Raw genomic sequence first — 13467 nt, forward strand, 5'->3', positions numbered from 1 at the left:
TACATAAAGGAGAGATAAAATATGAATCAAGAAGTCATCGATTTTATTGAAGCATTAAAAGAACCATGGCAGGTGGAGTTATCTACTAATCTTCGTGAGGTTGTTCACCAAGCAATCCCAGATGTACAGGAACGAATTCAGTATAAGAAGCCTCATTTTTTGAAAAATGGTAAGTACGCAGCAGCTATTTCAACTTCGAAAGATGCAGTAAGCTTTGTTATTTTTAATACGAATGAACTTGAGTTTCCAGAAGGGATATTCGAGGGCCCTCCGGAGAGAAAAACACTGAAACTACGAAAAGGGGATACAGTGGATACGGCTCAATTAGTGGCTTGGGTTAGCCAATCCTCAGCTTCCCTTTAATTGCAAGATTCATGATGTAGGACGGTATCTCAAAGTCATTTGACTTCATGGGATATCGTCTTTTTTGGACGAATTTGGCTCCAGCAATACATAATCATTCAATAAATTGTGAAAAATACATCAAGAGCTAGCAATGAAGGGAATGAAACCCATGAAGATATTAAAACAAACTTGTTTGCTACTGCTTACGGTCCTTGCACTTAGTGCATGCTCAAGACCAGTAGCAGATAAATCCCAGCTACCACCTCCAACGGTTGTGCCAAGTGGAGCTGAGGAAAGATTTAGCCTTGAGGAACTTGCCACTTTGATTGGAAAAGAGGATGCTCAAGTTGTCCAAGCTCTCGGCAAAGGCGCACCTAATCGTAATGAAGGTACGAATTCTACTCTTTTATCCCGCGAATATAACGAGAAGATTGTGAATCACGAAGCAAATCTTCAGGTCTCCTATGATCACACTGGAAAAGTGATTGGAGAGACGATTCATTTTGAAGAAGCTACCAAGGAAAAATTAACGCAAGAGATAACGCAACAGCTTGGAGAGCTTACGACTAAGAGTGAAGGTAACACAGCAGATATAGAAAAAGAAGGCGAAGGTACAAACTTTCGTAGGGTATGGCAGACGGATAATGCCAAAATTTCTTTAATTGAATCCAATGGAAAGCTATCTATTTCCATAGATACGAAGTAACATTCGAATAATGTGAGAAAAAAAGGACAATACCCATTGTAATTAGACAATGGGTATTGTCCTTTTTTGATGAATAATTAAGGCTTAAGAGGAAGAATTATTGTTTGTTGCGGAGCTTAGACGATGAATCTGCTCTTCCAGAACCACACTTGCTTTGCCAACAAATTGTGTAATAAGTTCAAGCTCTTCATCCGAGTAGGTGGAAGCTAATTTAAGCATCTCGGCATGCAGGGGAAGGTAGGCATTCCCGACCTCATTATTTTCATACAAAGGGACAATAATTACCTTACGACGGTCACTGGGGTCATTTTGTCTGCGAACAAAACCATTATTTTCAAGTCGATCAATTAATGCCGTAACACTGCCTGTAGCCAGTCCGGTTAGTTTGGACAGTTCACCAGCGGTGATGGGACCTCTTTCATGGAGGATATCTATGGATAGATAATCATTATTATATAACCCAAGTGAAGCTGCCACATTTTGCTGATATAGTATCGTTCGACTTCCTAGACCCCGCATACGCAAGGTGAAGTTTTCTTGCTGATTTTTCACTTGATTGTGTCGATCTCTTGACAAAAGAGAGCCCTCCTTTTAAAATATTAATATCTTGATAAACGAGATATTAGACAATAAAGATACTCGATGAACGTACGATTAATTGAATTCATTTTATCGGAATTATTAAAGTTTTGCAAAAGGTAATGCATCAAGAAGTTTAGAGAGAGGTTGGTGTGCGATCTTATAACGATAAGATTAAATTCGAAATTAAGGAAAAGTGGAGGGAACAAAAGAGAATGGTAAAGAACTTGGAGAAGAAAAATAATGTAGGGATTATTATAGCGGCTCTATTGCTGGCCACACTTATGGCATCCATGGATAACACTATATTAGCAACTGCAATGGGAACAATCGTAGGGGATCTTGGCGGTTTTGACAAACTGATGTGGGTGACTTCTGCTTATATGATAGCTGAGATGGCAGGAATGCCGATTTTCGGAAAATTATCGGATATGTATGGCCGCAAGCGTTTCTTTATTTTCGGAATTATTGTATTTATGATCGGATCTGCTTTATGTGGTACCGCAAACTCTATAGTTCAGCTGAGTATTTATCGTGCGATTCAGGGTATCGGTGGAGGGGCACTGGTTCCAATTGCGTTCACCATCATGTTCGATGTGGTTGCTCCGGAAAAACGGGGGAAGATCGGTGGATTATTCGGAGCAGCTTATGGTATATCAAGTATTTTCGGACCCCTTATTGGCGCTTACATAGCGGATTACATTCATTGGTCTTGGGTCTTTTACATCAACTTACCTATAGGTGTTATTGCCTTCTTTTTGATTGCTTTCTTCTACAAAGAGTCTGTTGAGCATTCCAAGGAAAAGATCGATTACCTAGGTGCGTTTACACTTGTAGCTTCCATCCTATGTCTCATGTTTGCGATTGAGCTGGGTGGTAAAAAATATGCCTGGGACTCTGCTATGATTTTAGGATTGTTCTTAGCTTTTGTAGTGTTTATCGTGGGATTTATTTTTATCGAACGTCGTGCAGAAGAACCCATCATTACTTTCGGCATGTTCAAGAATCGTCTTTATTCTACGAGTAATGTTATGGCTATATTTAGCGGAGCAGCATTCATTACAGCCTCGGTGTACATTCCAATCTACATTCAAGGGGTAATTGGCGGCTCAGCAACGAATTCGGGACTTGTTCTACTTCCTATGATGCTCGGCTCCGTTATCACTGCAGCAGGGGGCGGATTCCTGCTCTCGAAGTTCAATTATCGCGCCATCATGATATCGACGTTAATACTGCTTGTTTTAGGTATCGCTTTGCTAACCACATTAACACCAGATTCTTCACGGTTCATGGTCACCATATTTATGTTTCTAGTAGGTCTTGGAATAGGTTCTTCATTCTCTGTTCTAAGTAACGCAGCCATTCATGGATTTACAGCAAGGCAGCGTGGGTCCGCAAGTTCGACACTTAGTTTTACAAGGGAGCTGGGAATGACACTCGGCATAACAGTATTCGGTATTATCCAAAGTCATGTGTTTTCGAATAAATTAGCATCCATGTTCAGTAGCAGTGGTGCAACACCTATAGGGGTAAATTTAAGCGATCCAAGTACTATTTTGACTCCGGATACTCGTGAGAAAATCCCTACGGAAGTTCTTGATAAGATTACAGAGGGATTATCCTCATCGCTTGTTCACACTTTTGCATGGGCAATTATTCCGTCTGTTATAGCTCTACTGGCTGCATTTGTGATGAGTAAGGAAAAATTTGATCCGGCTTCTGAATTGGGAGAGTATACGGCTTCGCATTAAAGGTTGGCTGCTTTGCAATATTAACGAATGCACTAGTGAAATGTTACATTTAAACAGATTGAGCCCTCTATTCATAGGTGCTCAGTCTATTTTTTTAAAACAATGATTTACATTATATTCCTATTGTAATATTATCAAATTTGACGATTGTAAAATTAGATGATATTAGAATTAATTGAAGGTAGGAGGATTTTTCGTGTCAATTGTAGATATTTTAGGAGTGGTTCACGATGATGAACTTAGGCAAAAATATCATTTTTCTTTAGAGTTCATAAAGGATTTAATTTTAGAGTTTAATCCAGATATTATTTGTGGAGAAGTCCTTCCTAGTAGTTGGGAACATTATAAGAAGGACAGTAATTACCGTGGATATTGGGGAGAACCTGCAAGTGAATATTGGGATCTCATTTTCCCTTTGTGTAAAGAAGAGAATTATGAATTTGTCCCTATTGATTGGGTTGAATTGGATGTTTGGACAGATTTTGATCCTTTTAATAGCTATAAAGAAGATCAGAGAAAAGAATTGGAATATGAGTTAGAGCAATGGTTTCAAAGACAGCTTTCAACAGTGGATTCAAGTGCAATTCCCTTTAATTCATTAGAATATGACACTATTACAAGACAGAAGTATGAATGGTTAGAACGAATCAATCCTCAAGCGCATCAGTTCAGGTGGTTGTGTAGACATCTTATAATGATTCAACGAATCAAAAATGCCATAAAAGGCCACCCAGAGAAAAGAATCTTGTGTATTGTAGGTGCAGACCATAATCATTCGTTATATGAAGGACTAATTACAGAGAAGGACATACAACTTGTATATCCTTTATCTCGGATTACTCAAGCTTGAGCAATATTGTAGCGTGAATGCAAATACCAAATAAGTTCTCTACGGCTGCTGACACCTGATTTGCTAAAAATAGATTTTAAATGATCTTGGACGGTGTATGCAGAAATATATAGTGCAGAAGCCAATTCTTTAGTGGATAATCCTCGAATTACACCATGTAATAGCTGCAGCTCACGTTCCGTCAAACCATACGCTTCAGCAATGATGGGGAGCATGTCAGCAGGACGCGCGGGTTCGAATGAAATGGCAATTTGGTTCTGACCGTTGGAAGCCTTAAGACGACTTGCTCGAACGACTAAATAGGGTCCCTCAGTCATACGAATGCATGCTTTCGCTATCCCCATAGATTCGGAAGGGCTGTTTAACGCTTGCGTGCTTACAGCACGGATTGGACGAGGCAGAACATGAACATCGATCATTTCCAATGATCGGAGTTTGCCTAACCAGCGATCCGCTGTGGGATTGGAGGAAAGAAGAGCCAAGTCATCAGATAGTACTGCAATCCCGGAACCATAATGATCCTCAAGCCAAGTCTCATCTCTCTCCGGAAGCTCAAGACTGAAAGCCCGCATTCTGGCTGCAATCAAAGGGATGAGTGAGGTGATCCAATCACACTCCTCTTGTAAGAATTCCGATTGATCTGTATTTCTGTACAGCGTCAAATATCCCCAACAAGATTCTCCAAGAATAAGGACTGCTCGTAGTTCATCCCCAAAACCTGCTGGAGACAAAACCTTTCGATATCGGGCACTCCGCTCGGGTTGCTGCTCGGTTGCTTCATATATTGTAGCGACGAGGAGTTTGCTATTAACCATTTGCTCATAGGTGTTAACATCATCTTCACCGTATTCGATCTGGAACAAGTGGGGATGAATGGACTCTACATTGTCTTCAGTAACCGCACCTGTCGAAAGCAATGTCTGTGGATCAACATGAGTACAGCAGGCAGCATCAAAGGGAACTGCTTCACGTAAGAGAGACAGCAAGGAAGTACGGTAGTTGTGAGATGAATCAGTAATCATTCCTAGCTTAATGATTTGTTTCTTTATTAGAATGAATTGTTTATGGGTATTCATTGAGTAGCCCTCTAGTCCTTAATGGATTATATCGAACTCCCACATTTGTGGGATAGTGAACGGAAGCGAAATCCGTATAATTGAGAATGATTCTTAATCAACTCTATTATATAGGATGCGGTGATAATAATGCAGGAAAAAGAAGATATTGTTGTTGTTGGTGGTTATGGACATGTAGGGCGTACCATATGTGAAATATTAGAGAAGAAGTATCCAGGTAAAGTATTTGCTGCAGGGAGAAGTCTTGAAAAAGCAGAGAGGTTCAGTCAATCTACTCACGGCAGGATCAAGCCATTAGAGTTAGATATTAATAAGCCGATACCTCCACATTTACTAGATCAAGTGAAGCTAATCATTATGTGTTTGGATCAAACGAATACGGATTTTGTAAAAGCCTGCTTTCGCAGCGGTACGTATTATGTGGATGTATCAGCGAGTGGTCCGTTTTTATCTCAAATTGAGGCGTTATACGCAGAGGCTGCACGACATGGATCTAGTGCCGTTCTTAGTGTAGGGCTTGCACCCGGCATAACCAATCTAATGGCTCTTGAAGCGGAAAGATTGATAGAACAGACGGAGGACATCGAAATCGCGATTATGCTCGGACTTGGTGATTCTCATGGTAAGGCGGCGATCGAATGGACAGTGAATAGTTTAGGAGAAAAGTTTGAAGTTAAGCAGAAGAATCGTCAGGTAGAGGTAGAGAGCTTCACCGATAGAAAGTCATATCACTTTGGTGACGATTTAGGGAATCGCCATGCCTATCGTTTCCCATTCTCAGATCAACAGACGCTTGCCCGAACGCTCAAAGCATCGTCCATCTCCACACGATTTTGTCTGGACTCAGTTTTCGTTACTAAAATGCTGGCTATAGCCAAAAAAACAGGAGCCGTTCGTTTGTTAAAGACAAGCTGGGTGAACAGCTGGATGGTTAGTGCTATGGAGCGGCTGCATATTGGGAGCGACCAGTTCGCTATCAAGGTTGAGGCTCGTGGAAGAAATCGAGAGGGGAAGCCAATGCATGCTGATTTAATATTGCAAGGAAAGAATCAATCCATCATCACTGCAAAAGTGACAGCAGCAGTATCAAAGCTCCTCTATGATTCTTCATTTCCAGGCGGCGTTTATCATATCGAGCAGATAACAGATTTAGCATATATACAAAAGGAATTAGGATCGACGCTCTCGCTAAAGATCCAAGTAAAGGAGCATAATGCAGATTAATCTAAATAGAATAATTTGTGTATAGTTATTTTGAAAGAAGCTTGATTAGTCAAGCTTCTTTTTCGTAACCCAAAAGAGTTTTGACCGTATTAACTGATGAACATTTCATTCAGGAAGAAATTCGGTTCTTCCCTAATGGGTCATGTTAACAAAAAGAGAAGTTGAGGTCATCACCTATGAATGAAAAATTTACAGATTACGCCGATACAGGATATTCGATCGCTGAGCAGAAGGCAGCTCAGTATTTTACATCTCTTCGTGAACAATTCAAAGAAAAAACTTATGTGTCCACCTTGATTGAAGATTTTCAATTGTGGAAGAAGAACCATATTCATCGCCGTTCATGGTTGTCCTTTTTATCAAGAGGCAAGAGGAAACCAGATTCTCAGGATTATCATAGATATCTAGGATGGCTGAATCAGACTGGTAAATTGGATGATTATTTGGATCGAAGTGTTTCCTATCTTTATATGAGAGATCTGGGGCAAGCTTTGGATTCGCCGAATACACAGCTCCGGATTAAGCGTATGGTTGCCGATATTAGAAATCAGATGATTCTTCCAGGTTCCACAAGTTCGGAGGATCAGTCAGATTTCATGAATTTCACCGGGATTTACCGTTGGGCTCAGAAGGAAGGCGTTGAAACGGCCACGATTTGGGTGATAGACAAACTTAAGCTGGTATCAGCACATCTTCCGAAGGAAATGAATCCCGAGCAAGCACAGCGTAAATTAATCAAGATCATTATTGGGGTGATTCTCCATGTGATGGAAGAGATGGACGATGACGTACCACCTGTGGAGCGATCCAAGAGGATTGGTGAAGCCATTAGACTTGGTTTTTCATATGGCCTAACTTATCCATTCATTGATGATCTCCTTGATTCCAGTGTCTTAACCGACCAAGAGAAAGAACAGTATTCTCATATGATACGCACTGCGATCCTTAATAGAGTTGTACCGGAATTGGGTGAATGGTCCGGAGAGAACATGCCGTTCATTCGATTTGTACATTCGGAGCTCAAGGAGGCTTTTGAGTATATTAGAGGGTATCAGCGGGAAGAAATGCAGGATGCATTTTTCGAGCAGTCTTTTGTATTTTTCCATTCTCAGGAATTGGATCGTATGAAGGATCTTTCTAACTCTGAATACAGCAATGAAGAGCTTTTCATACCCATCATTTTAAAATCCTCTTCTTCCCGTTTAATTGTCCGATCCGTAATTAGTGCTCCAGCAGATGACGGATTTGATCAACGTACCTTTTTCTATGGGTTATATAATCAGCTGGCTGATGATTTTGCGGATATGTTTGACGATATGAAAGCGGGAGCGGTAACCCCCTATACTTATTATTTAAAATACCGTAGTCAACGTACAGATCTGATCAATCCTTTTGAATTATACTGGACGGTCATTTCCCATTTAATACACACTGTGTATCGCTCTGATCCTAAAACCCGTGAAGTAATATTAGATCGCGCCATTAATGGACTCAAGCGATGTAAAGAACGTGTAGGAAATGAGAAGTATAAAGAGATCATGGAGATTTTTGCTTCTGGTCAACCAGCATTTAATCGGCTTGTCCAGCAGATGGTGCAGAAAGCGGACGATGTGGATTTTTTCGATAAACTGCTTCGGGATCAGTTGCTTTTGAATCTAAAAAACAGCAAGAAGGAAAAAGTGGAATTTCGAGATACGATCCAAAAGGTTCGCGATCAAATCAATAAACAATTGCTGATAGCCAAGCCAGACGGGACGCCAGAAATGAAAGAGTTGCTTATTGATGCGGCTAATTATAGTCTAGCAGGCGACGGCAAGCGGATAAGACCTATATTGACTTGGGTCATGGGTGTTAACGAATATGGTCTAGATGCATCCGCAATTGTGCCGCTTCTAAGATCTTTGGAATATATGCATACCGCTTCTCTAATCTTCGATGATCTTCCATCCCAGGATAATGCTTCAACCCGAAGAGGTCGTGCAACTCTACACGAAATGTATACTAGTTCAACGGCGGAATTAACCGGACTATTTCTGATTCAGAAGTCGATCGAGGAACAGGCGTCACTTCATTCTTTTGATGCAAAAGCGGTGCTAGCCTTGATGCAATATTCAGCCCAAAAAGCAGAAGATACATGTATGGGTCAGGCAATGGATCTGAATTCTAAGGGAAAAGCATTGACGCTAGAGCAATTAAATATGATTTGCTTTTATAAGACCGGAATTGCATTTGAAGCTTCACTAGTGATGCCAGCGATTCTGGCTCAGGTTAAGAAAACTGAAGTTCTGGCTTTGAAAAAATTTGCCTATCATGCGGGGATTGCCTTTCAGATTAAAGATGATTTGCTCGATTTGGAAGGAGATCATCATTTACTAGGTAAGCCGATAGGTCAGGATGTGGAGAATAACAATTCAACGTTTGTATCTATCCTTGGTGCTGACGGCGCAAGAAAAGAGATGTGGGAACACTACTGTCTCGCTATGGAAGCGTTAAAGGAGATCCCTCGTAATATTGCTTTTCTGAAGCATTTATTGAATTACATGATTAATCGAAATCGATAATTGATTCTAAAGTGTTGGCATTATTGCCAGCGCTTTTTTATATTTTTTGCAGATTATTAGTTCTTTTTTTTGTAATTGAATTTTATTGTTTATAATCGAAAATACGTGTATGATGAAGTTGAAAATAGATAAAGGAGGTGTAACTTGTGAAGTTAGGAATTTTCTCAAAAGTATACTTGAACTATGAACTGGAGAGCGCCTTACACAAAATCAAAGCGCAAGGCATGAGTAGCGTTCAATTCAATTTTGCTAATGTAGGACTGGAAAGCTTGCCTAAAGAGATTAGTCAGGAGACCATCCATCAAATCAGAGAAGCAGTAATGAACAGTGGAGTTAGCATTGCTGTGATCTCAGGAACGTTTAATACGTTAGAGCTAAATGAGGAGAAGAAAGTTAAAAATCAGCAGTGTTTTAAAAATGTAGTTGAGGCTGCAGCTGCATTAGCTGTTCCGTATGTTTCGATTTCTACGGGTAGTTTGAACCAAGAAGATTTCTGGAGTTCTCATCCTGACAATCATACAGTGAGGGCATGGTCACTATTGCATGAAAGTCTTGCGTGGATGCTGAAAATTGCAGAAGACAACCAAGTAACGTTAATATTTGAACCTGAACAAGCCAATGTGGTGAGTACGGCAGAAGATGCTTTGAGACTATTACAAGATCTAGACACACCCTATCTTAAGGTTTTGTATGATGCAGCAAATCTAGTAACCCCACAGGATCATAAGGACCTCTTAGGTAAGATTTCAAAAACGCTAACAGCGCTGAAGGAGCACATTGCCATTGCGCATTGCAAAGATGCTTTTGTAACCGAAGAGAAGATCACTTTTGCACCGGTGGGTAAAGGAAACTTGCCCTTAAAGGAATATCTAAATGAATTAAGTAAGGTTTATGACGGTCCTGTTATTATGCATGGGTTAGCTGAGGGCGATGTAGAACATGCTTTGAATTACTTTAACTAGAATAGGAGGACATGAATATGAAAAAGGAAAACCAATTGTTGAACATCGGCGTATTAGGTTGCGGTCAGATTTCACAAGCGGCGCATTTTGACTCTATAAGGCGTTCACGTAATGCTCACCTTTACGCAATATGCGATGTAGACGAATACTTACTTCGAAGAATGAATGCTATCTATGAACCTGACAAGGTATATATGGATTATGATCAAATGCTGGCGGACCCGAGCGTAGATGCTGTAGTTATTGGGATTGCCGATCAATTTCATGTGGAGGCAGCTAAACAAGCCGTGCGTGCAGGTAAACATGTCTTGGTAGAAAAGCCTCTAGGTGTATCCATCGAAGAAGTGGAAGAATTAAAAGAGCTTGTGGATCGTACCGATCTCAAAGTGCAAGTGGGGAATATGAAAAGATTTGACCCCGGTATAGTAGCAGCTAAAGAGTTTGTGGATCATGAAATGGGTGAGATTATTGGCCTAAAAGCTTGGTATTGTGATTCTACCTATCGATATACCGTTACTGAGAATGTTCAGCCAGTGATTATATCCGGTGAAAATATAAAGAGACCTGCTGGAGATCCAAAAGCGAACAAGGAACGCTATTATATTTTAGGTCATGGAAGCCATTTGTTCGATACCGCAAGATATCTAGGTGGAAATATTGTAAGTTTGAAAGCATGGAATACGCAAAAATTCGGTGCCTATTGTTGGTTTATTACTGCAGAGTTTGAAAGCGGCTTTGTAGCTCAATTGGATTTGACCATTGCGGTTCGGATGGATTGGCATGAAGGATTCCAAATTTATGGTGAATTCGGATCAGTAGTAGGAAAGACATACAACCCGTGGACATTAAAATCAAGCGATGTAGAAATTTTCAAAGCTAGTGATAACAGCTACCATAGACCGCTTGGAGCAGATGGTCATTTTTATAGATTGCAGATTGAAGGTTTTGCAGATTCAATTCTGCATAATAAGCCAGGTGTAGGTGCAACGATTGAAGATGGGATTGCTACGATGAAAGCGATGCTCGCTGTTGAAGAATCGGTGAAGACCGGAAATACGATTTATCTAAGTGATGTTTCTGGTCCTTTGTAAAGGAGGGGAGAATATGCCTTACTTTACCTACGAGCACATTCGATTTTATTATGAAGATGATGGAGGGGATGGAGAGCCTTTTATTTTTCTTCATGGTTTGGGTGGTGACGTTAATCAAACTTTCGGTTTAATGAAGCAAACAGATCACATACGAAGGATCTCACTAGATTTTAGAGGTCATGGAAATACTGTGGCGTTTGGACATGCGGATGACTTTTCTTTTAAACAATTCGCCGAAGATGTGATGGCTTTAACGAAACACCTTCATATCCGTTCATTTAATATTGGAGGGATTTCCACAGGTGCTGGAGTGTCGCTTCATTTGGCATTGAGGTACCCGGGTAGCGTTAAGAAGCTTATTTTGTCACGTCCAGCCTGGAAGGATAAGCCGCAAGAGGTGTTGATTCGTGAAGCCTACGCCAAAGTTCATGATGTACTGCAGGATACAGATCCTCTGACCGCTCAATATAGATACGAAAATTCAGAGGTCTATAAATCCATAAATTCAATATCTACTTATGCGGGTGAATCCCTATTAGGGCAGTTTAAATATCCTTATGTAAAAGAAACCTCGATGAAGTTTGTGAAGCTGCCAATGGATTGTCCTAATCAGGATCGTGAGGCTTGGAAGACCTTAAAGCTGCCCACATTGATCCTAGCTAGTCAACTTGATCCTATTCATCCATACGCCTACGGACGATTACTCTCAGAATATATCCCAAACGCTCAATTTATTGAGATTACTTCGAAAACGATCAGTAATAAGCAACATAATCAAGATTCTTATGAGGCTATTGAGAACTTTTTAAATGAAAGATGAGCACAAGCTTCAAAGGTGTTCATCTTTTTTTGTACAAATTTAGAAAGTATCTATACTGTAATTACGTTAACGCCGAGTTTGTTATATGTATCAACAATTTTATTGTCTACTGTACCTTCAGTGATTAAATAGTCTAACGCGGATACCTTGGCTACAAAAAAAGTGGATATTTTCTCCAGCTTTTCTTTCGTAGCTATGGCGATAACCATGGAAGATTGTTCAAAAAGTTGATTCTTAATGATGGATTCCTCATAAGAGGGAACAGTTATGCCCACCTTTGAATCCAGCGTGGATACGCCAAGGATTGTTAGATCCAAATGGATTTGCTGTATCGCTCTAAGCGTTGCGGCTCCGAATAACACTTGGTTCTTTTTATCGAGGTCTCCACCTAACAAGGTTATACTAGCTTTGGACAACCGGCACAACGATAACGCAATTGAGGGGGAATTGGTAATAATTCTTCCATCAAAATGCTCAGGGATGTTCTCAGCTACTTTTAAATTTGTGGACCCGCCATCAATAAAAATAACCTTTGCATTCTCAATAAGCGTGCAAGCTCGTTTAGCTAAGTCAGCTTTGGTCTGGCTATTAAATTCTACACGTGAATTGAAATCTTTCATGTCATTAATAAGGCTATGAGCACCACCATGAATTCGTTTGAGAAGTCCCAGCTTCGACAAGCTTTGTAAATCTTTTCGTATGGTATCTTCTGTTACATTTAATTCCTGTGTTAATTCTTGGACAACGACGCGGCCTTCGGTCTCTACTTTTTTTAGGATATACGCCTGTCTGTCAGCTTTTAGCACTGATCCACCTCTTTTCATAAAATGCTCTAAAGGTTGTACTTAACGTTACTATTTTACTACATATGAAATGAATTTGAAAAAAATCAATCGTTTTTACGTTCAACTCCGTCTTACTTATAGATATATGAGGTGGATGCATCTTCCTGATAGAAGATAGAGGGGGTGGTGGAAGGTGGAAAACACAATGGATGAAGTCAGAATGGTAGATTTTGCGCAAATGGATGAAGAAGCTTTTTTTAGTCGTTTGTATGTGGAGCATCGAAAAATGTACGCTATTGCCTACAGTTATCTGCGAACAGAGGCAGACACGCTGGAAGTGATCCAAGAAGCGTCATGCAGGGCATGGATGAAACGTAAAAAATTAAAGGATGAACAGTCCTTCACACCTTGGCTGATCCGAATAACGATTAATTGCTGCATGGATGAGCTACGGCGCAAAAAGCGTGTGATTGTAGCGGAGAAGATGGTGGAGGAAGAGGCACAGGAAATGAAGAGTAATGACCGAATTGATCTGGAGCGTGCGATGAATCGGATAAAACCTAAATACCGGCATGTTGTAACGCTTAAATACTACCATGACATGACCACTGTCGAAATTGCCAAAGTGTTAAAAAGGCCAGAAGGTACGATTAAGACTTGGCTGCGCGAAGGACTCAAACAGCTTCGAAGTTATCTATAGCGATATTGGAGGTGAAT

Annotated in this window: 13 protein-coding genes; 10 read left to right on the top strand and 3 right to left on the bottom strand. The window is 40.4% G+C overall.

Features of this window, described 5'->3' with window-relative positions:
• The first annotated feature begins 21 nt into the window (after window positions 1–21).
• Both MKX60_RS19670 and MKX60_RS19675 read left to right on the top strand, forming a co-directional pair.
• Entirely contained in the window at window positions 22–363 is a 342-nt protein-coding gene (locus MKX60_RS19670; RefSeq protein ID WP_076285765.1) for a DUF1801 domain-containing protein, read from the top strand.
• 151 nt (window positions 364–514) lie between these two features.
• On the top strand, window positions 515–1051 hold the full coding sequence (locus MKX60_RS19675) for a hypothetical protein (RefSeq protein WP_339248051.1): 537 nt from the start codon (window positions 515–517) through the stop codon (window positions 1049–1051).
• An 84-nt stretch (window positions 1052–1135) separates the two neighbouring features.
• On the opposite strand, the gene MKX60_RS19680 is transcribed toward MKX60_RS19675, so the two are convergent.
• Entirely contained in the window at window positions 1136–1570 is a 435-nt protein-coding gene (locus MKX60_RS19680; protein ID WP_340974838.1) for a MarR family winged helix-turn-helix transcriptional regulator, read from the bottom strand.
• A 275-nt stretch (window positions 1571–1845) separates the two neighbouring features.
• On the opposite strand from MKX60_RS19680, the gene MKX60_RS19685 reads away from it, so the two are divergent.
• The gene (locus MKX60_RS19685; protein WP_341060737.1) at window positions 1846–3381 is read left to right on the top strand and encodes an MDR family MFS transporter; all 1536 of its coding nucleotides are present in this window, start codon (window positions 1846–1848) and stop codon (window positions 3379–3381) included.
• Between the two features lie 196 nt (window positions 3382–3577).
• Window positions 3578–4231 (top strand): hypothetical protein, encoded by a 654-nt coding sequence (locus MKX60_RS19690; protein WP_341060738.1) that lies wholly within the window; start codon window positions 3578–3580, stop codon window positions 4229–4231.
• Here MKX60_RS19690 and MKX60_RS19695 read toward each other — a convergent pair.
• Window positions 4222–5307: a helix-turn-helix transcriptional regulator gene (locus MKX60_RS19695; RefSeq protein ID WP_341060739.1), complete on the bottom strand. Its 1086-nt coding sequence runs from the start codon at window positions 5305–5307 to the stop codon at window positions 4222–4224. The two genes, MKX60_RS19690 and MKX60_RS19695, sit on opposite strands and share 10 nt — an antisense overlap.
• 129 nt (window positions 5308–5436) lie before the next feature.
• Between MKX60_RS19695 and MKX60_RS19700 the strand changes: the two genes are divergently transcribed.
• From MKX60_RS19700 to MKX60_RS19720, 5 genes are all read left to right on the top strand, one after another.
• On the top strand, window positions 5437–6531 hold the full coding sequence (locus MKX60_RS19700) for a saccharopine dehydrogenase family protein (RefSeq protein ID WP_341060740.1): 1095 nt from the start codon (window positions 5437–5439) through the stop codon (window positions 6529–6531).
• A gap of 176 nt (window positions 6532–6707) precedes the next feature.
• Window positions 6708–9092 carry a polyprenyl synthetase family protein gene (locus MKX60_RS19705; protein ID WP_076299012.1) on the top strand — a complete coding sequence of 795 codons (2385 nt, stop codon included), beginning with the start codon at window positions 6708–6710 and terminating at the stop codon, window positions 9090–9092.
• Window positions 9093–9238: 146 nt separating this feature from the next.
• Window positions 9239–10054 carry a sugar phosphate isomerase/epimerase family protein gene (locus MKX60_RS19710; protein ID WP_076299013.1) on the top strand — a complete coding sequence of 272 codons (816 nt, stop codon included), beginning with the start codon at window positions 9239–9241 and terminating at the stop codon, window positions 10052–10054.
• Window positions 10055–10071: 17 nt separating this feature from the next.
• Entirely contained in the window at window positions 10072–11145 is a 1074-nt protein-coding gene (locus MKX60_RS19715) for a Gfo/Idh/MocA family protein (RefSeq protein ID WP_081382806.1), read from the top strand.
• A gap of 13 nt (window positions 11146–11158) precedes the next feature.
• A complete protein-coding gene (locus MKX60_RS19720) occupies window positions 11159–11965 on the top strand; it encodes an alpha/beta fold hydrolase (protein WP_076299015.1) in 807 nt (268 codons plus the stop codon).
• 50 nt (window positions 11966–12015) lie between these two features.
• Here MKX60_RS19720 and MKX60_RS19725 read toward each other — a convergent pair whose 3' ends face one another.
• The gene (locus tag MKX60_RS19725) at window positions 12016–12771 is read right to left on the bottom strand and encodes a DeoR/GlpR family DNA-binding transcription regulator (protein WP_076299016.1); all 756 of its coding nucleotides are present in this window, start codon (window positions 12769–12771) and stop codon (window positions 12016–12018) included.
• Window positions 12772–12955: 184 nt separating this feature from the next.
• Here MKX60_RS19725 and MKX60_RS19730 point away from each other — a divergent pair, with 184 nt between their 5' ends.
• On the top strand, window positions 12956–13450 hold the full coding sequence (locus tag MKX60_RS19730) for an RNA polymerase sigma factor (RefSeq protein WP_076299017.1): 495 nt from the start codon (window positions 12956–12958) through the stop codon (window positions 13448–13450).
• Window positions 13451–13467: the final 17 nt, after the last annotated feature.

This window comes from Paenibacillus sp. FSL R5-0914 (genome assembly GCF_038004525.1).
Lineage (GTDB): Bacteria > Bacillota > Bacilli > Paenibacillales > Paenibacillaceae > Paenibacillus_AQ.